A 20838-nucleotide genomic window follows, 5' to 3' on the forward strand; every position below is an offset into this window, starting at 1 on the left:
GGGCTCCCCTGTTCGGGGAGGGTGCAGGTGAGCGGTATCCGTCCGGTTTTGTCTGATGAGTTACGTACGTTTCAGAAGTGATCAGCGGTTATGCCGACCGCACCTACGCCGTTCGTGGTAACCACGGACAGCATCGCCTCGTCACCCGGCAGAGTGAGCGAACCGGTGGCGAGAGCGGTCGCGATACGGACCGACCCCCGCAACGGATCCCCCTCGGCCACCACCTGCCGCGCGTGCGGCAGCCGCCTCGTCAGCTCCTCCGCCAGCGGAACGACCAGCGGGTCTCCCATCTTGAACAGGCCCCCGGTGAGGGCGACCAGGGGTTCGCCGTCGGATGGACAGACGACAGCCGCGGAGTCGGCCATGTGCCGGGCGGCGGCGCGCAGGATCCCGGCGGCGACGGGGTCGGCGTCGGCACAGTCGGCCACTCGGGGCGCGAAGGCGGCGAGCACGGCCGGCCGGTCGGCGCGCGGATACAGCTTGCCGGGGAGTTCCCGGGCCGGGCCGAACACCTCCTCGGCGCAGGCCAGCAGCCGCGCGGAGCCGTCCTCCCGCCCGTCGTGGGCACGCAGGGCGGCCTCCAGCCCGGCCCGCCCGATCCAGGCGCCGCCGCCGCAGTCGCCGAGGAGGTGCCCCCAGCCGTCCGCCCGGCGCCAGCACGTCAGGTCCGTGCCGATCGCGATCAGACCCGTGCCCGCGGCGACGACCGCGCCGGGCCGTGCGCCCAGGGCGCCGGTGTAGGCGGTGACGGCGTCGGCCACGAGCGCGACCGTACGGACACCGAACTCCCCTGCCAGGGCGCCCGGGAGTTCGGCACGCAGCGCCTCGCCCAGGGTGGCGAGACCGGCGGCGCCGATCACCGCCGTGTCCAGCCCGTCGATACCTGTCTCGGTGATCAACGCACGGACCAAGGGCACCAGTTGTTCCATGAAGTGCGCCGGGTCGATGCCCCGGGCCCCGGTGCGCACCGGCTCCCGGGACGCCCGTTCCGCCCGTGGGGCCTCTCCCGCGGTTCCGACGACCACGCGAAGGCCTGAGCCGCCGGAGTCGACGGCGAGGAAACCGTGCCCCACTGCGGTCACGGCAGGCGCCAGTCCACCGGCTGTCCGCCCTGCCCGATCAACAGCTCGTTGGCCCGGCTGAAGGGACGGGAACCGAAGAAGCCGCGGTCGGCGGACATGGGGGAGGGGTGCGCGGATTCCACCGACGGCAGAGGCCCGAGAAGCGGACGGAGATTGCGGGCGTCGCGGCCCCACAGGATCGACACCAGGGGCTTGCCGCGGGCCGTCAGCGCGCGGATCGCCTGCTCGGTGACCTCCTCCCAGCCCTTCCCCCGGTGCGCCGCCGGGCTGCGCGGCGCGGTGGTGAGTGCCCTGTTGAGCAGCAGCACACCCTGCTGGGTCCAGGGCGTCAGATCACCGTTGGACGGCTGCGGCAGTCCCAGGTCGCTGTTCAGCTCCCGGAAGATGTTGATGAGACTGCCGGGCAGCGGACGGACATCCGGCGCGACCGAGAACGACAACCCCACCGCGTGCCCCGGCGTCGGGTAGGGGTCCTGTCCGACGATCAGGACCCTCACCTCGTCGAAGGGCTGCTGGAAGGCCCGCAGGACATTCGGTCCGGCCGGCAGGTAGGTGCGTCCCGCGGCGATCTCCGCGCGCAGGAAGTCGCCCATCCGAGCGATCTGTCCGGCGACGGGTTCCAGGGCCTTCGCCCAGCCCGGTTCGACGATTTCATCCAAGGGTCGTGGTGCCACGGGCGTCACCCTACTGCCGTACAGGTGACGCGGATCAACCAGTGGCCAAGGCAGGAAGGCAGGCCGACCGGTAACCGTCTGGGGCTCATCACACCACCGCGGCCCGTACACACAGCACGTCCGGCAGATGCGACGCCAACTGCCGCCAGCTGTCGCCGTCGTCGGCCGACGCGAACACCTCGCCGTTGCGGTTGCCGAAGTACACGCCGGCCGGGTCGGCGTCGTCCGTGCACAGGGCGTCCCGCAGCACCGTGCCGTAGTGGTCCTCCTGGGGCAGGCCCGCCGTCAGCGGCTCCCAGCTCCTGCCCGCGTCCGCGGTCCGGAAGACCCGGCAGCGACGGTCGGCAGGCACCCGGTCCGCGTCCGCGTTGATCGGGAACACGTACGCCGTGTCGCCGCGGCGGGGGTGTGTCGCCGCCGCGAAGCCGAACGTGGACGGCAGGCCCTCGCCGATGTCCGTCCAGTGCGCGCCCGCGTCGTCGCTGCGATACACGCCCCAGTGGTTCTGCAGGTACAGCCGGTCCGGAGTCGCCGCGTCCCGGGCGACCTTGTGGACGCACTGGCCGAACTCCGGGTTCGGGTCCGGCAGGAACACCGCGGAGACACCGGAGTTGGAGGGTTCCCAGCTCGCGCCGCCGTCCTTCGTACGGAAGACACCGGCCGTCGACACGGCCACCGTCACCGCGCGCGGATCCCGTTCGTCGGTGAGCACGGTGTGCAGGCCCTCTCCGCCGCCGCCCGGCACCCACTTGGACCGGGTGGGGTGCTCCCACAGGGGCCGGACCAGCTCGAATCTCTCACCGCGGTCCTCGGAGCGGTACAGCGCGGCCGGTTCCGTGCCCGCGTACACCACGTCCGGCTCCGCGGCCGCCGGGTGCAGCTGCCAGACGCGCTCCAGCGAGGCCTTCGTGTCCTGCGGGAACTTGACGGCCGGCTGCGCCGGTTCGGTCCAGGTCCGGCCCAGGTCGTCGGAGTGGAACACGGAGGGGCCCCAGTGCGCGCTGTCCCCGCCGGCCAGCAGCCGTGGACGGTCCCCTCGGGTGTCGATGGCGACCGAGTACACCGCCTGCGCGTTGAAGCTGGGGCTTTCGTCGAACTCCCAGGCTCCTTCCCGCCTGCGCCCGATGAACAGGCCTTTGCGTGTGCCCACGGCGAGCAGTACTTCGGTCATGCCGATCACCTCCGCGACGTCTTTGTCCCAGACACCCGCCAGTCTGCACCCCACCACTGACAGTCACCCCCTCAAACGCTTCGCCGCAGGTCAGCGCGGCGATGACAGTCGGGCGGGGCGGCCTGTGGGCCGCTTCACGCAAGACGCCGCACGAGAACGGGGAGGCGTGCGACCGCCGAGTCGGGAAACCCGTCGTGAGCAACCAGGACGCGGCTCCCGTATGGGAGGGCGGTCCGGCATGTTCGTGCGCTCTTGAGGAGGATGCCTGCGATGGCGTTCCGTGGTCCGAAGGTGTGGCTGTGGCGCTGGCGGCGCAATCCGCTCAAGCGCCGTGCCGACGCGATGGAGGCGTGGGTCGTGCTCGGCGCCTGGGCGCTCACCGTTCTCGCCGGTGTACTCGCCGGTCTGGGTGTCGCCCGGACCGTCGAGCACGGGTTGGCCCGGGAACGTCTCGAGTGGCGTCCCGTCGTGGCGCATCTCACCGAACAGGCACCGGGAACGGCGGCCTCGCGCTCCCGTACGTCGAGTGGCGAGCAGGTGTGGGCCAAGGTGCGCTGGACGGTGCCGGACGGCTCCGCGCACACCGGGCAGGCCCGGGTCGACCCTGGCAGCGTCTACGGGACCCCGGTCACCGTCTGGACGGATCCGCAGGGCCGGCTGGTGACGAAGCCCGCCGGCGTCGCCGAGGCCCGGCTGCGGGCCGCCATGATCGGCGGCCTGCTGGGTGTCGGCGCCGGGGTCGTGCCCTTCATCGGCGGGCGGGTGCTGTGCGGCCGCATGGAACGCCGCCGCATGGACCAGTGGGACGCCGAGTGGGCACGGTTCGGCCCTCTGTGGGGGCGCACGACGGGCTGAGGGCGGGGGCGGCCGGCGCCACCCGGCGTCCCAGACACGACAGGGCGCGGCACGCCACGGCACGCCACGGCTCTGTGCGGAGCCCTGCCGCCGACTAGCCCGCCAGCGCCTCCCGGCACAGCCGCAACAGCCGCTCGTCCTTCGGGATGTCGTGGCTGCCGTAACCACCAGGCAGCGCCAAATGGCGTCGTCGCGAGGACAGTTCGGCCGTCAGCAGGTCCCTGAGGGGTGTGGCGGCCGGCCCCATCTCGACCAGGCACTCGGCGACCGCGCCGCGCGTGTGCGGATGTTCCGTCCAGGCCGACCGCAGCACCGGAAGGACGGGTGCGGCGTCCGCGTCGATCCGCCACAGGGCGCGCGCGGCCGTCACCCGCTCCCACGGGTGACCGGACTCCGTTCCGCGGCGCAACGCGGCCGGTGCCGGACAAGCCGCGGGCCCCATCCGCGCCAGCACCTCCATGGCCGCCCGGCGACGACGAGGATCCCCTCCCTCCAGCTCCCGCAGCAGGACCGGCCGTACGACGGACGCGTCCGCCGCCACCTCCCACAACGCACCCGCCGCCGCGCTCACGTGCTCGGTGTCGAGCAGCCGCCGCAGCACCGATACCGCCTCCCGTGCCGCGGGCCCGAACGCGCTCAGTGCGCGGATCACGTCCCCCACGTGCGTGTCGTCCGGACCCAACCCGGCGGACGACGTACCGCGCACCAGACGCATCACCTCCGGCAGAGCCTCCCGGTCTCCCAGCGCGAGCACAGCCGACAGCAGGGGTACGGCCAGGGCCGGGGCCTCGGGTGAGTCGAGGGGTATCTCACCAAGCCTGCGCCGCACCACGGGCGCGAGTACGGCGGCCACCGAGCCGAGGTGACCGATCGCCTGGCCAAGATCGCCGGGTACGACCGGCCCAGCCAGTACCTCGGCCAGCACCGGCACCGCCCGTGGATCCCCGCTCCTGGCAAGCGCCCTGATCGGACCGCCGAGTGCGGGCGTCCCGCGATGCCACCGACGCACCCACAGCTCGGGCCGGGATGCCACCCGCGCGGCGAGACGGTCCGCGGCGGGCACGGCCAGGCCGAACAGGTCGGTGAGGACGGACACCGCCGCGTCGCCCACCCCGCCCTCCGGCGCGCCCAGTTGGTCTCCGATCACTGTCACGAGCCCCGCGTGGTCGCCCCGCCACTCGCGCAACAGTCCCGCGGCCATCCATACCGCGTTGCACCGGTCGCTCGGGTCCGGGCTGGTCAACTGCCCGTCGAGAAGGGCGGTCCGGTCGGCCACCCGGTCGTCGAGCGCGGCGTGGAGGGTGCGCAGCAGCTGCGAGCCCTCCTCGTCCGACGGCCACAGCCGCCGCAGGCGGCCGACGAGCGTGTCCATGCCGGGGCCCCCGCCCTCCGCCGGCCGCACGCTCCGCCGCGCGGACCGCTCCCTGAGCAGCCGCACCGCGAGAGGTACCGGGTCGGCCGGGGCCCGGCCGGGCGCGCAGCCCATGAGCTGGCCCAGCGCCGCGAGCCGCAGCCCCGGCCCGTTCGGCGACGCGCTCTGCGCCACCAGCAGTTCCAGCGCCCCGTCGGCGTGCGCGGGGTGCCGTCGTACGAACAGACCGAGGCTCTCGGTGAGGGCGATCAGGACGCGGTCGTCCCGCTCCACGGTGATTCGCTCCCGCAACAGCCCGAGAACCCGGACCGGTTCGTCGAGGAACCGCACGAGTGCGCCCGCGGCCGCCACGCGCACCGAGGTGTCGGCGTCCCCGGCCAGCTCGACGAACGCCTCCGCGCCCGCACGGATCGCGGCACCGGCCGACGGGTCGCCGCCGCCACCGGCCTCCTGCCGCCCCGCACCCTTTCGACCCGCGCCGTCCCACCCGATGCTCACCAGCAGTTCGACGATCCCGCCCCGCTCGGGCACGGCCTCGCTCCCGGCGAGCGTGAGCAGAAACGGAACGCAGGCGAGCGTCGAGTCGTACACGTTGCCCTGGTGGTGCAGTGCCCCGTACATCCGGTCCAGGGCACCCGCCCGCTCGGTCGGGTCCGGCGAGGCGAGCCCCCGCAGCAGTCCGGGCACGTCCTCCGCACTGCCGTACGCATGCCGCAACGCGGCCCAGTCGACTTCGTCGATCCCCGTGAACACGTTGTCCTCCCCAAGCGAAGTGCCAACTGATCGTGAGTCTTCACCACGGGACTGACAACCAAGCGGAATCGGGACGTGACAGTGTGCGAACGGATGGAAGAGGTCCCGTCGGGCAGGGATTCGGTGCCCGAAGGGCAGCGCGCGCGCCAGGATCGCGTCCAGGGCGGGCGGGGCGTGCCGGACCAGGCCGGACCATGAGGGAGGCCTGGTGTCTGGCTGCGCCCGGCCAACCTGCGCGGCCAGGGCCCGGGCATTGTTCACGGACCAGCAGGGGGAGTTGGCCGGACCATGCCCCCGCACGCGCTGCGGGCATGACACGACGGCCGTACGAAGCGCCGTGCAGGGACGCTTCGTACGGCCGCCTCTCAGGCCAGGGGCGTCACTTGTAGGTGATGTCCGAGGTCGAGTACTTGCAGTAGCTGCTGTCGGGGCCGCTGCCGTTCGTCGTCGGCTCCGCGCCCGTGTTGTTGCCGATGTACTTCTGGCACGGGACGATCTTCTTGCTGGTGTCCCCGACGATCGTGATGCCCCTCAGGGTCGCGCTGTCGCCGTAGTTGGTGTTGATGCCGACGAGCTTGCTGCCCTTGTAGGTCGTCTCAATGGTGTTGAGGTTGATCGTCCGCTTGTACTGCGTCTTGCAGTTGCCGCAGGAGCGGACGAAGGTGCCGAAGTTCTTCACGGCGAAGTTGGAGATGTTCAGCGTTCCCGCGCCGTTGAACTGGAACACCTTGTCGCTGGCTTCCTTCGCGCCGCCACCGGAGATGGTGTAGACGCTGGACGACGAGGTGCCCTTGAACGTGGCCGCGTCCTCGCCGACGTCCTCCCACCAGACGTTCTGCAGTGTGCAGTTGCCGAGGCAGTGGATGCCGTCCGCGGCCGGGGCGCCGATGATGACGTTCTTGAGGACGGTCCCGGCAGCCAGCTGCAGGATCGGTCCCTGGTCCTCGTCCTGGCTGCCGCTGCCCAGGTCTCCGGTGCCGTAGAGGCGGATCATCCCGTAGTCCTTGGTGCCGGACAGCGAGATGGTGGAGGAGACCGCCTGGCTGCCGGTCGCGGTGGGCCAGGTGGCGGCACTCGCCGGTGGCGCACCGAGTGTCATGATCATGCCAATCGAGAGCCCGAGTGCGGCCAGCGAGCCGGTCAGTGCGCGCCCGCGGGCGCGGGGAGGTGCCGAAGAAGTCATGTCCCGATTCCTTCTTCCGTTTCGGGGGCTGGTGTTGGGGGCTGATGTCGGGGGATGGTCAGAGCTTCCCGGTGCCCGAGCCGCTCGTCACCGAGGTGACGACCGACGAGGCGGGCTCGGCGGTGTAGCTGTAGGGCGGGGCGGTGAAGGTGCCGACCCGCGAGACCTCGGTGGCGGCCCCACCCAGGTCGTTGCCGCGCAATCGGCGTATCCGTCAGTCACTGCTGTGGTTCGTGGTGACCGCGACCGACGTCGAGCGGAGGACGTTGTTCTCGGCGAGCATCTGTGCGCCCATGCGGGAGTGCACGGCCGTTTCGGCGCCGACGACGTAGTTGTCGTAGAAGTGCCCGGTGCCGAAGCGCGGACTGGGGATGCGCGAGTAGACGTTGCTGAAGAGGTTGTGGTGGTACGTCACCTTCAGATGGCCGGTGTCCTCGCTTTCACGACCTTGGCCGAGTTGCCCGTGACGGCCGTCCTGAAGGAGGACAGTGTCGAGACGGTGACCGCCGACGCGCTGCCGCCGCCGGTGGTTCCGGCGCCGAAACCAATGGGGGAGGTCTCGGTGGTCCCGGCCGACTGCGGTGCGGCCAGGACGGCCACCGTCGCGAGGGCGGCCGCGCCGGCTGTCAGGGCGGACCTTTGCGCGTGTGTACGTGGGGGACCGAGTACGCATGTGGGGTGCGCCCCTTCGGAGGTGCCTGCGGGTGCCATGCAGGTCAGGTACGTGAATGTTGTACGCCATGTTGAACGCCACCTGAGGGCGACGTGACTGTGCGGAGCCAAGACGGCCCGGGTCGGTCACACTGCTGAACGGAACGTAGAGGGCAAGCGCTTTCTAGTCAACGCTTTGCGCAGGCTGCATTCGGCCACCCCTGGCAGGCGTCGCGAGCGAATTCTTTCGACCTGTGGGAGCGCTTCCATGGGGACCATGTCCATGCCACGATGCTCGGCGGAAGCGTCCCTTCGGAGAGGGCGAGTCGATGGCGCCCTGTTGACTCAGACGAACTCCTCCTGCTGACCGGCCACCGCTTCCGACAACTGCCACCGGCCACCGCGTTCAACCACCGCTGAAGCAACGCCGTACCACGTCCCAGAGCCGACAGAAAGGGACAAGGACGTGCCCACCACCCCCCGCACCATCGCGCGCGGACCGCTGCGTTCGGTACTCGTGGCGCTCCTCGGAGCGCTCGTGCCGCTGCTCGCGGTCACCGTCCTCACCGCTCCGGCGGCCACGGCACGCCCCGCCAAGGCCGCCGCGGCCCTGACCGAGGTCACCGCCTTCGGTACCAACCCCAGCAACCTCCAGATGTACCTGTACGTGCCGGACAACGTCACCGCGCACCCGGCGGTCGTGGTCGCCGTCCACTACTGCACCGGCTCCGGACCGGCCATGTACTCCGGCACGGAGTGGGCCTCGTTGGCCGACCGTTACGGGTTCGTGGTCGTGTACCCCTCGGTCACCCGCGCCAGCAAGTGCTTCGACGTGTCATCGCCCCAGGCGCTGAAACGGGACGGCGGCAGCGACCCGGTCGGCATCAAGTCCATGGTCGACTGGGTCACCCGCACCTACAGCGCCGACACGTCGAAGATCTTCGCCACCGGGATCTCCTCCGGCGCGATGATGACGAACGTCCTGCTGGGCGACTATCCCGATGTGTTCGCGGCGGGCGCCGCCTTCGCCGGTGTGCCGTTCGGCTGCTTCGCCACCACCAACGGTTCCGAGTGGAACAGCGAGTGCGCGAACGGCACGGTCATACACACCCCGCAGGAGTGGGGCAACCTGGTCCGCGCCGCCTACCCCGGCTACAGCGGACCCCGGCCGAGGATGCAGACATGGCACGGCACCGAGGACGATGTGCTGCGCTATCCCAACTTCGGGGAGCAGATCAAGGAATGGACGAACGTCCTCGGCGTCAGCCAGACCCCGGCCGCCACCGACTCGCCCGTCTCCGGCTGGACCCGCACCCGCTACGGCTCCACCGGTGACCGTGCCCCCGTCGAGGCGATCAGCGTCCAGGGCGTGGGCCACAACGTCTACAGCTCCGGCATGGCCGCCCGCGCGCTCACCTTCTTCGGCCTCGACAGCTCGGGCCCCGCGCCCCAGCCCCAGCCGGGCGCCTGCAAGGTGACGGCGACGACCAACGCCTGGAGCACCGGCCTCACCGGTTCGGTGACCCTGACCAACACCGGTACGACGTCGGTCAACGGCTGGAAACTCGGCTTCACCCTGCCCTCGGGCCAGACCATCACCAACGGCTGGGGCGCCACCTACGCCCCGGCGTCCGGGTCGGTCACGGCGACGAACGTCGCGTACAACGGGACGATCGCCCCGAACGGGAGCGTGACCATCGGCTATCAGGCGAACCATTCGGGCAACAGCGCGGCCCCGACGGCGTTCACGCTGAACGGAACGGCCTGCACGTGAGCTGAGCGTCGAGCAGGGGGTCACCTCGGGTGCGGGATCCGAGGTCGCCCTCTGCTCGGTTGTCCCTCCTGGTTCAGACGGACCGGTGGTACGGGTCCGGCACCCGCGTCTCGGCTCCCAGCTCACGCGCGGCGAGTCGGGCCCACGACGGGCTGCGGAGCAGTTCGCGGCCCAGCAGTACGGCGTCGGCCTCGTCGTTGGCCAGGACCTTCTCGGCCTGTTCGACCTCGGTGATCAGGCCGACCGCGGCGACCGGGAGAGTGGTCTCGGCCTTGACGCGGGCGGCGAAGTGGACCTGGTAGCCCGGGCCGGTCGGGATGCGGACCCCGGAGGTGTTGCCGCCGGTGGAGACGTCGAGCAGGTCGACGCCGTGGGCCTGGAGGTCGCGGGCGAGGCGGACCGTGTCGTCGGGGGTCCAGCCGCCGTCCTCCAGCCAGTCCGTCGCCGAGACGCGGAAGAACAGCGGCTTGTCGTCCGGCCACACCGCGCGCACGGCGTCGACGACCTCGAGGGCGAGGCGGGTGCGGTTCTCGTAGGAGCCGCCGTAGGCGTCGGTACGGTGGTTGGAGTGCGGGGAGAGGAACTCGTGGATCAGGTAGCCGTGGGCGCCGTGGATCTCCACGACCTCGAAGCCGGCGGCCAGGGCGCGACCGGCCGCGGCCGCGAACTGGCCGACGATCTCCTTGATCTGATCAGTCGTCAGCTCGGTCGGGACCGGGTGACGCTCGTCGAACGCCAGGGCGCTGGGCGCCAGCGGCTGCCAGCCGCCGGCGTCCGGGGTCAGCGGCGCGCCGCCCGTCCAGGTGCGGTCGGTCGAGGCCTTGCGGCCGCTGTGCGCCAGCTGGATCCCGGGCACCGTGCCCTGGGACACCAGGAAGCGGGTGATCCGACGGAACGCCTCGACCTGGGTGTCGTTCCAGATGCCGAGGTCGTACGGGGTGATCCGGCCCTCGGGGCTGACACTGGTCGCCTCCGTGAGGATCAGTCCCGTGCCGCCGGCCGCGCGTGCCGCGTAGTGCGCGAAGTGCCAGTCGGCGGGCGCGCCGGTGTCCAGCCCCTCGGAGGCTGCCGAGTACTGGCACATCGGGGCCATCCAGATCCGGTTCGGGATGGTCACGTCACGCAGGCTGAAAGGCTGGAAGAGGGCACTCATGGGTAGCTACTCCGATCGTCACGGGGCCGATGGACGACTCGTACGATAGGCATCGTAGTACGTCGAGTGTCAAACTACGAGAGATCTCGTACAATGGGGCTCCCCCCAGTGAGTGGAGCCACCGTGAGCACCCCCGCCGTCAGCAGTCGCGACCTCCCGCACCCGACGCGCGCGGAGATCCGGCTGGAGGGCGTGCTGCACGCGCTCTCCGACCCCATGCGGTTGCGGATCGTGCGAGAGCTCGCCGCCGACGGCGGCGAGCTCACCTGTTCGCACTTCGACCTGCCCGTGACCAAGTCCACGTCCACGCACCACTTCCGGGTGCTGCGTGAGGCCGGGGTGGTCCGGCAGATCTACCGGGGCACGGCCAAGATGAACGGCCTGCGCCGAGACGACCTAGACGACCTCTTCCCGGGACTTGTCGACGCCCTGCTCGGCGCCGCCGCCCGGCAGGCCGACCGCCTCGGTGGCTGACCGCGCCGGGTCGGCCGCAGGGACTGAACGCTCCTTCGCCGGAAGGTGGTTGAAGAGGAGGTTCAGCACGATCGCCGTCAGGCAGCCCGCGCTGATTCCGCTGTTCATCACCGTCTGGAACCAGTCCGGGAACTTCTCGTAGATCGTCGGCACGCCGACCGGCAGCATGCCCACCGCCACCGAGACGGCCACCACCGTCAGGTTGTGGTTGCCCTTGAAGTCCACCTGGGTCAGGGTCCTCAGGCCGCTCGCCGCCACCGTCCCGAACATCACCAGACCCGCACCGCCCAGCACCGGCGCCGGTATGGCGGCGACCACCGCGCCCAGCTTGGGCAGCAGCCCCAGCAGAACGAGGACACCGCCCGCGGTGGCCACGACCCAGCGGCTGCGGACGCGGGTCATACCGACCAGGCCCACGTTCTGCGCGTACGCCGTGTACGGGAAGGTGTTGAAGACGCCGCCCAGGACGGTCGACAGGCCGTCGGCGCGCAGGCCGTCCGACAGTGAGCGCGGCTCGACCTTCCGGCCGGTCAGCTCGCCGACCGCGATGAGGTCACCGGTCGTCTCCGTCATCGTCACCAGCGCCACCACCAGCATCGAGATGATCGCCGACGCCTCGAAGGTGGGCGCGCCGAAGTGGAATGGCGTGCTGATCCCCACCCAGTCGGCGTCCCCCACCCCGCCGAAGTCCGTGAATTCGAACAGCACCGCCACCACCAGGCCCACCACGATGCCGGTCAGCACGGCGATCCGGCTCAGGAACGCCGGCGCGAACCGCTGCACGCCCAGTACCACCGCCAGCACGAAGGCCGCGAGCGCGATGTTCCTCGGCTCCCCGAAGTCCTTCGCCCCGACGCCGCCCGCGACCCAGTTCCCCGCCACCGGCAGCAGCGAGATACCGATGATCAGGATCACCGTGCCGGTGACGAGCGGCGGGAAGAACCGCAGCAGCCGTCCGAAGACCGGCGCGAGCAGCACGATCGCGAGCCCCGCGACGATCACCGAGCCGTAGATCGCGGGCAGACCGCCACCGGTCGTACCGATCAGCACCATCGGCGACACGGCCGCGAACGTGCAGCCCTGCATGATCGGCAGCCGCACGCCGAAACGCCAGAACCCGATGCACTGGATGAGCGTGGCGATCCCGCACACCAGCAGGTCGGCGGTGATCAGATACGCCAGATCCGCGGGGGACAGCTTCATCGCCCCGCCGACGATCAGCGGAACGGCCACCGCGCCCGCGTACATCGCGAGCACGTGCTGCAGGCCGAAGGCGGCCAACTGCCGTGCGGGTGGGACCTCGTCGACGGGATGCACGGGTGCGGTCGTTGTCATGGGCGCTCCAGAACGGCGGGCGGCTGGGGACATTCGGTCAGTACGGGACCGTAAGGGACTTGAACAGTTTGTTGATGTCGGCGGCATTGCCGATCTGTGTCATGCCCACCCAGTTGTCCGCCACGCCGCTACGGGGTCAGCGAGCGCGCCGCTGTCAGCAGCGATTCCCAGTCCGGCAGCTTGGCCACGTTCCGTCCCAGCGAGGCCCCGAGCTCCGCCTCGGCCCGCTCGATCGCCTGCCACCCGGCCCACTCGACCGGCAGGATCCCGTCGGCCCGCAGTTCCCTGAGCGGGTCGCCGGGGAGATCGTCGGATACGAGGACGGAGGCGTCCTCCAGCAGCGAGGTCACCGTCTCTTTGGCGCACGGCCGGTTGGTGCCGATGACGCCTGTCGGGCCCCGCTTGATCCAGCCGGCCACGTACTCGCCGGGCGCGACCACGTCCTCGCGCAGGATCCGGCCGGCCAGATGGGGCACCGTGCCGGTCGCCGGGTCGAACGGCAGCCCCTCCAGGGGTACGCCGCGGTAGCCCACCGAGCGCAGCACCAGTTGGGCCTCGATCACCTCGAACCGGCCCGTCCCCGTCACCCCGCCGTGTCCGTCCGGCACCGTCCGCTCGAAACGCACCGCGCCCACGTGTCCTTCGTCGGCGAGGAGTTCCACGGGCCGCAGGAAGAACCGCAGCCGGATCCGGCGGGCCGCGGCCTGTGGGGCCGGGGCGTTCGCCCAGCCCCGCAGCACCTCGACGTTGCGGCGCTGTGCCGCGGGCAGCGCGGCGGGGTCGTGGTAGGCCGGATCGAGTGCCAACTCCTCCTGGTCCACGGCCACTTCGGTGCCCGGCAGGGCGCCCAGCTCACGCAGCTCCTTGGTGGTGAAGCGGGCCTGGGAGGGGCCGCGCCGCCCCACCATGTGGATGTCGGTCACCTGACTCGCGGCCAGCGCGGCCAGGGGCGCCTGCGGCATGTCGGTCGGGTTCAGCTCCGCCAGACCCCGGGCCAGCATCCGGGTGACGTCAACGGCGACGTTGCCCACGCCGATGACCACCGCGGAGTGGGCTCCGACGACGAAACCCTCGGCGGCGGAGTCGGGATGCGCGCTGTACCAGGACACGAACTCCGTCGCCGACCAGCTGCCCGGCAGGTCCTCTCCGGGGATCCCCAGGTGCCGGTCGGTGGCGGCGCCCACGCAGTACACGACGGCGTGGTACAGCTCCCGCAGTCGTGTGGCCGACACCCCGCCGGGGCCGACCTGGACGCCTCCGAGGAAGCGCACCCGTTCGTGCTCCAGGACCATCCGCAGGGTGTTCTGCAGCGACTTGATCTTCTCGTGGTCCGGCGCCACGCCGTACCGCACCAGGCCGTACGGGCACGGCAGCCGGTCCAGGACGTCGACGAGCACGTCGGGGTCCTGCTGGACCAGGCTCTGGGCGGTGTAGCACCCGCTCGGCCCGGATCCGACGACGGCGACTCGGAACACGGCGGAACTCCTAACCCGGGGAATCCACAGGAGTCACTTCCAGGATGGCACTGTCAGCGCTCCGCTGACAGGCGCGGCGCGCGGAACGGGCGTGTGTGTACGTTCGTACGGAATGTGATCCTGCGGTTACCTGGCGTGTGTGCTATAAGCGTCCTTTCTTGGTCTTTCTGGTGACTGTCCGGCGGGCGGCGACGTGGCCGCGTGATGCCGAGGGGCGGCGCCTGGTCGCGCAGGAATGCCGCCGGCCCAGGGGCAGGCCGGCCCAGGGCAGGGGGACGACCCCGTCCTCGCGGTGCTGTGCGCGAACGGACGCGGCCGCCGTGAGTCCCTCAGGCTGAGCGCGCGGGCGCGTGACGCCAGTTATCTGACGCAACGTCACACATGGTGCCGAGCAGCGCCGTTGCCGGGTCGCGGGTCACGGCATGTCCCGCATCCGGGTGATCTCGCTGGTCTGCTGGGCGATCACATCGTCGGCCATCTCCTCGATCCGCACGTTGTTGCCCTGGGACTTGACGTCCGTGGCCATGGTGATCGCGCCCTCGTGATGGGTGATCATCAGGGTGAGGAAGAGCTGGTCGAAGGCCTCGCCCCGGGCGGCCCGCAGTTTCTTCACCTGGGCCTCGGTCGCCATGCCGGGCATGACGGCGTGCTCGTGTCCGCCGCTCTTCTCGTCCTCGCCGTGCTCCGTCAGCCAGCCCCGCATGGTGCTGATCTCCGGCCCCTGCGCGGCGGCGATCCGCTCGGCGAGCGCCTTGACCTTCGACGACTGCGCGCGTTTCGGGGCCAGTTCGGTCATCTCCAGTGCCTGTGTGTGGTGCTGGATCATCATGCGGGCGTAGCCGACGTCCGCCGTGTTGGGGGTGTCGTCGTCGACGCGCTGAGCCTGCGCGTCCTCGGCGGACATCGTGCGGTTCGCCTCGCCGGGCTTGCCGGGCACCAGCACCGAGGGCCCGGTCGCCGCGGTCGGCTTCGGCTCCGGACCGGAGTCACAGGCCCCGAGCCCGAACACGGCCAGGGTGACCAGTGCGGTCGAGGCGAGGGGTGCGCGCGACACACGGCGGAAGGGCACAACGACCTCCTGTGGCAGGCGGAATGCGGGGGCACCTCGTGAGTGCCGATGACCGTCCTAGCACGCTTGGGCGCATCACTGATCGAAAACCTTCATTACAGGCTCGTTGCCCACTGTTGATATGGGCATGGTCAAGACGATACTGCGGGGTGCATGAACCGTGTTCGCTGAACGGTCAAGGGAGGAAAGCAGTGATCCTGTTAAACAGTCCCCGAACCCGGCACAGACGTCTGGGAGTTGCGGCGGCGGCAGCCGGACTGCTGGCCGCACTTCTGACGGTGGCTCCGGCGGCCGCGACCCCCGACCCCGGGGACGCGCCGGCAACGAGCGGAGAGGTCTCCAAGAGCGTCGCGGCCGAGGTCCGGGCGGCGATCGCGGCGGACGAGATACCGGCCCCCGGCCAGATCGTCCACTCCGCCAACATCAAGCACCTCGTGAACGTCCCCAAGGACGTTCTGCCCGGCACCAACTCGGATCTCGCCTTCCAGGGCAAGTACGCCTACGCCGGCAACTACGACGGCTTCCGCATCTTCGACATCAGCAACCCGAAGGCGCCGAGGACCGTCTCGCAGGTCCTGTGCCCGGGCTCGCAGAACGACATCACCGTCTCCGGCAACCTGCTGTTCCTGTCCACGGACTCCTCGCGCAGCGACAGCAGTTGCAACAGCACCACCCAGCCCGCCACCGAGAAGTCGTCGTGGGAGGGCATGAAGGTCTTCGACATCAGCGACAAGACCAACCCGAGGTACGTCGCCGCCGTGGAGACCGCCTGCGGCTCGCACACCCACACGCTGGTGCCCGAGCGCAGGAACGTCTACGTCTACGTCTCCTCGTACTCGCCGAGCGCCACCTACCCCGACTGCCAGCCGCCGCACGACGGCATCTCGATCATCAAGGTGCCGCGCAACGCCCCCGAGAAGGCGGCGATGGTGGGCTTCCCGGTGCTCTTCCCCGGTGAGGGCCCGGACGGCGGCGGCAACCCCGGCGCACCCACCAACCCGGGTGTCTCCAAGACCACCGGCTGCCACGACATCACCGTGCTGCCCTCGAAGGACCTCGCGGCGGGCGCCTGCATGGGCGACGGCATCCTGTTCTCCATCAAGGACCCCGAGCGTCCGAAGGTCATCGACCGGGTGCAGGACAACGTGAACTTCGCGTTCTGGCACTCGGCGACCTTCAACCAGAAGGCCGACAAGGTCGTCTTCACCGACGAGTTGGGCGGTGGCGGTGCGGCCACCTGCAACGCGGCGATCGGCCCGAACCGCGGTGCCGACGGCATCTACGACGTCGTCGGCAGGGGTGACCACCGCAAGCTGGTCTTCCGCGGCTACTACAAGATCCCGCGTCACCAGGCCGACACCGAGAACTGCGTGGCCCACAACGGCTCGCTGATCCCGGTCAAGGGCAAGGACATCATGGTCCAGGCGTGGTACCAGGGCGGCGTCTCCGTCTGGGACTTCACCGACTCCTCGAAGCCCAAGGAGATCGCCTACTTCGAGCGCGGCCCGCTGAGCACCGACACGCTCACCGGGGGCGGCTCGTGGTCGGCGTACTACTACAACGGGTACATCTACTCGAACGACATCACCAAGGGCTTCGACGTGCTGAAGCTCAGCGACCGGCGCACCGACCCGGCGAAGCGGGTCCGACTGGGCGAGCTCAACGTCCAGACGCAGCCTGACTACTTCGACTGACCGTCCCGGCCGCATTCCGGTGCGGCCCCGGTCGCGAAGAATCTCGACAGATCGGTGTCACAGCTCCCGCCGGACGCCCCCGAGGCGTCCGGCGGGACCCCCTGCTCCCAGCCGATCCGATAGCGCTTGAACAACTCGGCCCGCAGCACCGGCACGGGCATGGGCGCGCCGGGCACCAGCGCCGCGTAGACCGCGCCCATGAGCAGCGCGCGCAGCATCGGGTAGTCGGCGTCGACGTCCTGAGAGCCGTCGCGGGCCACGGTGTCGCGCAGCAGCTCGGCCAGGCGCCGCTGCTCCGGGCACGGCACGAACCCCTCGGCCTGCAACAGTCCGGCCATGTGCTGGCGCATCAGCAGGGGCCGGTCCCGGGCCAGCCCCAGGATCGCGTCGATGGCCCGGGCCATCCGCTCCCGGCCGTCCCGGGTGCGCGGTTCGCGCTCCAGCGCCTCCTCCAGCGTGCGGTGCATCAGCCGGTGCACGGCGGACTGCACCAGCCTGCGTTTGCCGGGGAAGTAGTACGACACCAGCCCGCGCGCGGAGCCGGCGCGGTCCGCTATGTCGCCGAGCGTCGTCGCCTCGTAGCCGCGCTCACTCACCAGCTCGACCGCCGCCTGCAGCAGCCGCTCCCGGGAACGCCGCCGCAACTCTTCATTGACCGAGGCGCTGCGCGGGGACATGCTGTAACTCCTGCGTTGACTGGCTGCCAGCCAACTATACTCAGTGCGTCCGGACCGGCGCCCCGTGAGGGCCTGGTCGGGGCTGCCGTCTGCCCTGGGCGACGCGGGGGATCGTCCAGGGTGGGCGAGCATCTCGCCCCAGTGGTGGCCTTGGGCTACTTTCGGTGGGTCCTTCGGTCCAGCCGGGTGCGGTTTACCTCCGCGGGCGGCGGGGTCGGCCGACCATCGCGGAGATGTCAGCCGACCAGGTCGAGCACCGGCCGCAGCCCGTCCGGCCGCTGCGTCACCGGCAGATGGTCCACGAAGTGCACCCCGCAGCCCAGAGCCGTCGCGCCGCCGTCCGCGCGCCGGTCGTCGCCGACCATCAGGACGTCACGAGGCTCGGCGCCGAGTGCCGTGCAGGCCGTCGCGAACAGCTGCGGGTCGGGCTTCTGGATACCGTGTTCGTACGACAGGACATACGTGTCGATGTACGGGTCGAGCCCGTGCTCGCGGAACACCGGCCGCAGATCCCAGCCGATGTTGCTGACCACACCCACCCCGATCCCGCGCTCGCGCAGCGTGCGCAGCACCTCGGCGGCGTCGGGATACGGGGCCCAGGCGGCCGGGGTCATGTGCCGGTCGTACAGCGCGTCGTGCAACGCGGGGTCGGGCAGCGGTACTTGACGGGAGAGGCCGGTGTACGCGGCCCGGTGCAGTTCGGCGCTCCTGTCACGGATCTGCCAGAGGGGGGCGAGCTCGTCGGGGACCGGCCGTGTCTGGGAGACGCCACCTGGCAGGGCGCCGACGCTCTCCAGATCCTGCGCGGCCCGCAGCAACTCGGGCTCGGGGAGGGCGAGTTCGGTCTGCGTGAGGACGGCTCGCAGCCACGCTTCACCGGACTCGATACGGAAGAGGGTCCCTGAGAAGTCGAACAACACGGCAGCCATGGGGTGATCTTACGAGGCCGGATTTCCCGCCGGCGGGGTGTTCGGCCGCCACCGCAGGTGGACCAGCACCGCCAGAGCCACCATCAGCGCCCCCAGCAGCCAGCCGCCGACCACGTCCGTGGACCAGTGGACGCCGAGCCAGATCCGGGTCAGGCCGACGCCGACGACGGAGAGCACGGAGAGGGTCAGGACCGTGCTCCACAGGGCGTGGCCCGCGCCGTGGCGGTGCAACAGCCACAGGAGGAGACCGCACACGACCGTGGCGGTCATGGCGTGGCCCGAGGGGAAGGCCGAGAAGTGGGCCGTGTCGACGGGGTCGGGCCAGACCGGCCGTGCCCGCCCGACCGCGGTCTTGAGGAACTGCTGCACCAGTGTGCCCAGCGCACAGGTGGCGGTCAGCCACCCGGCCGTCCACCAGTCCGCGTGCCGCCACACCAGCCACACCACGACGACCGCGCACAGGAGGCGCATGGCCCACGGGTCCCAGATCCAGTCCGTCAGGATGCGGAACGCGTGGGTGACACCGCGTTCGTCCACCGCCCAGCGGTGGGTGGTGCGGGCGATGTCCTCGTCGAGGGTGATCAGGGGTGGCCATTGCGCCGCGACCAGCACGAGAAGCAGGGTGGAGCACAGCGCGAGGACGCCGGCGGCGCGGGCGGCGGTGCGGGGCGCCGGCGGGCGGGGCGGGGAGTCGACGGGCGGAGTGTGCATGGTGTGATCCTTGCTGACCTGTGGGGCGTGAGGCCAATCCCGGGCGAAATCATGCCGATGCCGATGTGACCTCGGCGCGACGCCACGGTGCCTTCCGGGCTCGGGCGGGCCGGATGATCCGCCCCGCCGGTCACCCCAGTACCCGTAGTCCCGGCACGAACGCCACCAACACCGGGACGACCGGAACCAGCCCGGCGGCCGCGGTCAGCCGCAGCCGGCGGGCCGCGGTGAACCGGTCCGGGGGAGTGAGCAGGCGGTGCACCCGCTGGGGCAGATGGGCCTGTGGGGTCGGGGCGGGGCCGAACACACCCCGGTCCTCATTGAGTTCGACCAGGGCGAGTGCGGTGGTCAGCCGGCCGAAGCGGCGGGACGCCATGTCGTCGGCGGCGAGTTCGACCAGTCGGTGCATCTGGTCGCGGAACGCGGCGAACACCGGAACCCGCGGAAACCCGTCGGCCAGGGCGGCCGAGCAGTGCAGCAGCCAGTCGTGCCGGGCCTGGGCGTGCCCCTCCTCGTGCGCGGCGAGGGCGTCCAGCTGCCTGCCCTTCAGACGGCGCAACGCGGCCGTGGTGACGACAAGTCGCGGCCTGGCACCCGACAGCCACCAGGCGTCGGGCCGCTCGCCCTCCAGCACCACGAGTCGGCCGCCGGGCTCCTCACCGGGCAACAGCGGGGCCCGGACGAGGAGCTCGCCCCGCCGCAGCCGCCGTCGGGCACGCGCGCGGACGACCTCACGCACCAGCATCGTCGCACTCCACATCCCGCCACAGGCCAGTGCCACGGCGGTGGTCGCGGCCCACGGCCCGGCCGTACCGAGCGTGTAGGCCTCCACGACGGCGTGGGGCGCGGGCGCGAACACATGGCCGCGGACCGCCTGCCAGGCCACCGCCGCGCTGAGCGTCATGGACAGCGCGCAGCACACCAGGACGGCCGCCACCACGCACTGCCACACCCACAGGGCGAGGACGGGTTCGTGGTCCGCCCAGTCGGCCCGGGCCAGCAGCCGGGGGGCGACGACGGCGGTCAGGGCGCCGAGCAGCAACAGTGCCGCGGGGAGCATCATGGGGAGCAGCCTATGAGCGCGACACCGCTCACCGGTACGGCCCCCGAGACCGAAGTGACGCAGGCAACGGTTCGCACAGGGTGCCGAGCCGGCGCGTCGAGCCTCTTCAGAGTGCCAGCAGCATCGCCACCATCGCGATCCCCATCGACAGCCGGCACGCCCGGGCCAGCTCCGGCCGGTCTCCCCACCCCACGGCCCCGTCTCCGCCACCCGTCGGAACCAGCCGTACGCCCGACAGCAACACGTATCCCGCGAAGTAGAGCAGGAGCGCCCCCGTCACCGGCGGCACCCCGGCGCCGCCGTGGCCGTCGTGCTGTCCGGGGGAGGCCGCCATGACCGCGGCCATGTAGACCATGGCCAAGGCCCCCACGAGGTGGTGCAGGTGATGGGCGCCGGCCCGCGCCGCCCACAGGGCGTGCAGCGCGGCCGCGCCGAACACGACGGCGTAGGCGGGCCAGGCCCAGGACGGCGGGGTGAACACCGCCGCCGGTACGGCCATCGCGGACATGCCGAATCCCATCAGCGCCTCGCCGCCCGCGGCCCGGCGCTGCTCTTCGACGCCACTGCGCATCCGCCGCAGGCAGTACGCCCCGGTCGCCGCGCACAGCGCCACCAGCAGCCAGCCGGGCGAAGTCGGTCCGTGCACGCCCACCTCCCCGCCAGACGGTCGGTCAAGGAATGCCCCGGCCGTGCGGAGCGCAAGCGAGCGCAAGGGTGTACACGGGGAGCATTCGATGGAGCAC

The 20838-nt window shown here is 71.1% G+C and carries 18 protein-coding genes and 2 pseudogenes; 5 read left to right on the forward strand and 15 right to left on the reverse strand.

The window, feature by feature from the left end; translation table 11 throughout:
- Positions 1-71 precede the first annotated feature (71 nt).
- The 3 genes from AB0H86_RS18890 to AB0H86_RS18900 form a co-directional block, all read right to left on the reverse strand.
- Positions 72-1073 (reverse strand): BadF/BadG/BcrA/BcrD ATPase family protein, encoded by a 1002-nt coding sequence (locus tag AB0H86_RS18890; RefSeq protein ID WP_362439718.1) that lies wholly within the window; start codon positions 1071-1073, stop codon positions 72-74.
- 5 nt (positions 1074-1078) lie between these two features.
- Positions 1079-1756 carry a uracil-DNA glycosylase gene (locus AB0H86_RS18895; RefSeq protein ID WP_362439303.1) on the reverse strand — a complete coding sequence of 226 codons (678 nt, stop codon included), beginning with the start codon at positions 1754-1756 and terminating at the stop codon, positions 1079-1081.
- 88 nt (positions 1757-1844) lie between these two features.
- Positions 1845-2984, reverse strand: coding sequence for an exo-alpha-sialidase (locus tag AB0H86_RS18900; RefSeq protein ID WP_362439306.1), 1140 nt, complete (start codon positions 2982-2984; stop codon positions 1845-1847).
- A 213-nt stretch (positions 2985-3197) separates the two neighbouring features.
- On the opposite strand from AB0H86_RS18900, the gene AB0H86_RS18905 reads away from it, so the two are divergent.
- Entirely contained in the window at positions 3198-3782 is a 585-nt protein-coding gene (locus AB0H86_RS18905; RefSeq protein ID WP_362439309.1) for a hypothetical protein, read from the forward strand.
- 94 nt (positions 3783-3876) lie between these two features.
- Here AB0H86_RS18905 and AB0H86_RS18910 read toward each other — a convergent pair whose 3' ends face one another.
- From AB0H86_RS18910 to AB0H86_RS18920, 3 genes and pseudogenes are all read right to left on the reverse strand, one after another.
- The gene (locus AB0H86_RS18910) at positions 3877-5907 is read right to left on the reverse strand and encodes a HEAT repeat domain-containing protein (RefSeq protein ID WP_362439312.1); all 2031 of its coding nucleotides are present in this window, start codon (positions 5905-5907) and stop codon (positions 3877-3879) included.
- A gap of 379 nt (positions 5908-6286) precedes the next feature.
- Positions 6287-7090: a pectate lyase gene (locus AB0H86_RS18915; protein WP_362439315.1), complete on the reverse strand. Its 804-nt coding sequence runs from the start codon at positions 7088-7090 to the stop codon at positions 6287-6289.
- A gap of 58 nt (positions 7091-7148) precedes the next feature.
- Positions 7149-7801, reverse strand: a pseudogene (locus AB0H86_RS18920) (hypothetical protein).
- Between the two features lie 406 nt (positions 7802-8207).
- Between AB0H86_RS18920 and AB0H86_RS18925 the strand changes: the two are divergent.
- A complete protein-coding gene (locus AB0H86_RS18925) occupies positions 8208-9515 on the forward strand; it encodes a PHB depolymerase family esterase (RefSeq protein ID WP_362439318.1) in 1308 nt (435 codons plus the stop codon).
- A gap of 73 nt (positions 9516-9588) precedes the next feature.
- On the opposite strand, the gene AB0H86_RS18930 is transcribed toward AB0H86_RS18925, so the two are convergent.
- Complete coding sequence (locus AB0H86_RS18930; RefSeq protein ID WP_362439321.1) at positions 9589-10668, reverse strand: NADH:flavin oxidoreductase/NADH oxidase; 1080 nt, start codon at positions 10666-10668, stop codon at positions 9589-9591.
- A 123-nt stretch (positions 10669-10791) separates the two neighbouring features.
- On the opposite strand from AB0H86_RS18930, the gene AB0H86_RS18935 reads away from it, so the two are divergent.
- A complete protein-coding gene (locus tag AB0H86_RS18935) occupies positions 10792-11142 on the forward strand; it encodes a helix-turn-helix transcriptional regulator (RefSeq protein WP_362439324.1) in 351 nt (116 codons plus the stop codon).
- On the opposite strand, the gene AB0H86_RS18940 is transcribed toward AB0H86_RS18935, so the two are convergent.
- Together AB0H86_RS18940 and AB0H86_RS18945 are read right to left on the reverse strand one after the other, a co-directional pair.
- A complete protein-coding gene (locus AB0H86_RS18940) occupies positions 11065-12477 on the reverse strand; it encodes a nucleobase:cation symporter-2 family protein (RefSeq protein WP_362439327.1) in 1413 nt (470 codons plus the stop codon). The two genes, AB0H86_RS18935 and AB0H86_RS18940, sit on opposite strands and share 78 nt — an antisense overlap.
- Before the next feature lie 128 nt (positions 12478-12605).
- On the reverse strand, positions 12606-13952 hold the full coding sequence (locus AB0H86_RS18945; RefSeq protein ID WP_362439330.1) for an FAD-dependent oxidoreductase: 1347 nt from the start codon (positions 13950-13952) through the stop codon (positions 12606-12608).
- A gap of 235 nt (positions 13953-14187) precedes the next feature.
- Between AB0H86_RS18945 and AB0H86_RS18950 the strand changes: the two are divergent.
- Positions 14188-14277: pseudogene (locus AB0H86_RS18950) on the forward strand (hypothetical protein); the annotation flags it as partial.
- A gap of 90 nt (positions 14278-14367) precedes the next feature.
- Here AB0H86_RS18950 and AB0H86_RS18955 read toward each other — a convergent pair.
- Complete coding sequence (locus AB0H86_RS18955) at positions 14368-15021, reverse strand: DUF305 domain-containing protein (RefSeq protein ID WP_362439333.1); 654 nt, start codon at positions 15019-15021, stop codon at positions 14368-14370.
- A 191-nt stretch (positions 15022-15212) separates the two neighbouring features.
- Here AB0H86_RS18955 and AB0H86_RS18960 point away from each other — a divergent pair, with 191 nt between their 5' ends.
- Complete coding sequence (locus AB0H86_RS18960) at positions 15213-16715, forward strand: hypothetical protein (protein ID WP_362439335.1); 1503 nt, start codon at positions 15213-15215, stop codon at positions 16713-16715.
- Here AB0H86_RS18960 and AB0H86_RS18965 read toward each other — a convergent pair.
- From AB0H86_RS18965 to AB0H86_RS18985, 5 genes are all read right to left on the reverse strand, one after another.
- Positions 16703-17392: a helix-turn-helix domain-containing protein gene (locus tag AB0H86_RS18965; RefSeq protein ID WP_362439338.1), complete on the reverse strand. Its 690-nt coding sequence runs from the start codon at positions 17390-17392 to the stop codon at positions 16703-16705. The two genes, AB0H86_RS18960 and AB0H86_RS18965, sit on opposite strands and share 13 nt — an antisense overlap.
- A 236-nt stretch (positions 17393-17628) precedes the next feature.
- On the reverse strand, positions 17629-18321 hold the full coding sequence (locus AB0H86_RS18970) for an HAD-IA family hydrolase (protein WP_362439341.1): 693 nt from the start codon (positions 18319-18321) through the stop codon (positions 17629-17631).
- Between the two features lie 9 nt (positions 18322-18330).
- The gene (locus tag AB0H86_RS18975; RefSeq protein WP_362439344.1) at positions 18331-19032 is read right to left on the reverse strand and encodes a phosphatase PAP2 family protein; all 702 of its coding nucleotides are present in this window, start codon (positions 19030-19032) and stop codon (positions 18331-18333) included.
- A 130-nt stretch (positions 19033-19162) separates the two neighbouring features.
- On the reverse strand, positions 19163-20095 hold the full coding sequence (locus AB0H86_RS18980; protein WP_362439347.1) for a M56 family metallopeptidase: 933 nt from the start codon (positions 20093-20095) through the stop codon (positions 19163-19165).
- Positions 20096-20201: 106 nt separating this feature from the next.
- Positions 20202-20741, reverse strand: a complete 540-nt coding sequence (locus AB0H86_RS18985) for a DUF5134 domain-containing protein (protein ID WP_362439350.1) — start codon at positions 20739-20741, stop codon at positions 20202-20204.
- Positions 20742-20838 lie beyond the last annotated feature (97 nt).

The sequence above is a fragment of the Streptomyces sp. NPDC050997 genome (assembly GCF_040660135.1).
Lineage (GTDB): Bacteria > Actinomycetota > Actinomycetes > Streptomycetales > Streptomycetaceae > Streptomyces.

What these genes read in the sequence shown, in the direction of transcription:
- AB0H86_RS18915 (WP_362439315.1), bottom strand. Translation starts at nt 7,090, where the DNA reads ATGACTTCTTCGGCACCTCCCCGCGCCCGCGGGCGCGCACTGACCGGC.
- AB0H86_RS18905 (WP_362439309.1), top strand. Translation starts at nt 3,198, where the DNA reads ATGGCGTTCCGTGGTCCGAAGGTGTGGCTGTGGCGCTGGCGGCGCAAT.
- AB0H86_RS18970 (WP_362439341.1), bottom strand. Translation starts at nt 18,321, where the DNA reads ATGGCTGCCGTGTTGTTCGACTTCTCAGGGACCCTCTTCCGTATCGAG.
- AB0H86_RS18965 (WP_362439338.1), bottom strand. Translation starts at nt 17,392, where the DNA reads ATGTCCCCGCGCAGCGCCTCGGTCAATGAAGAGTTGCGGCGGCGTTCC.
- AB0H86_RS18975 (WP_362439344.1), bottom strand. Translation starts at nt 19,032, where the DNA reads ATGCACACTCCGCCCGTCGACTCCCCGCCCCGCCCGCCGGCGCCCCGC.
- AB0H86_RS18930 (WP_362439321.1), bottom strand. Translation starts at nt 10,668, where the DNA reads ATGAGTGCCCTCTTCCAGCCTTTCAGCCTGCGTGACGTGACCATCCCG.
- AB0H86_RS18980 (WP_362439347.1), bottom strand. Translation starts at nt 20,095, where the DNA reads ATGATGCTCCCCGCGGCACTGTTGCTGCTCGGCGCCCTGACCGCCGTC.
- AB0H86_RS18940 (WP_362439327.1), bottom strand. Translation starts at nt 12,477, where the DNA reads ATGACAACGACCGCACCCGTGCATCCCGTCGACGAGGTCCCACCCGCA.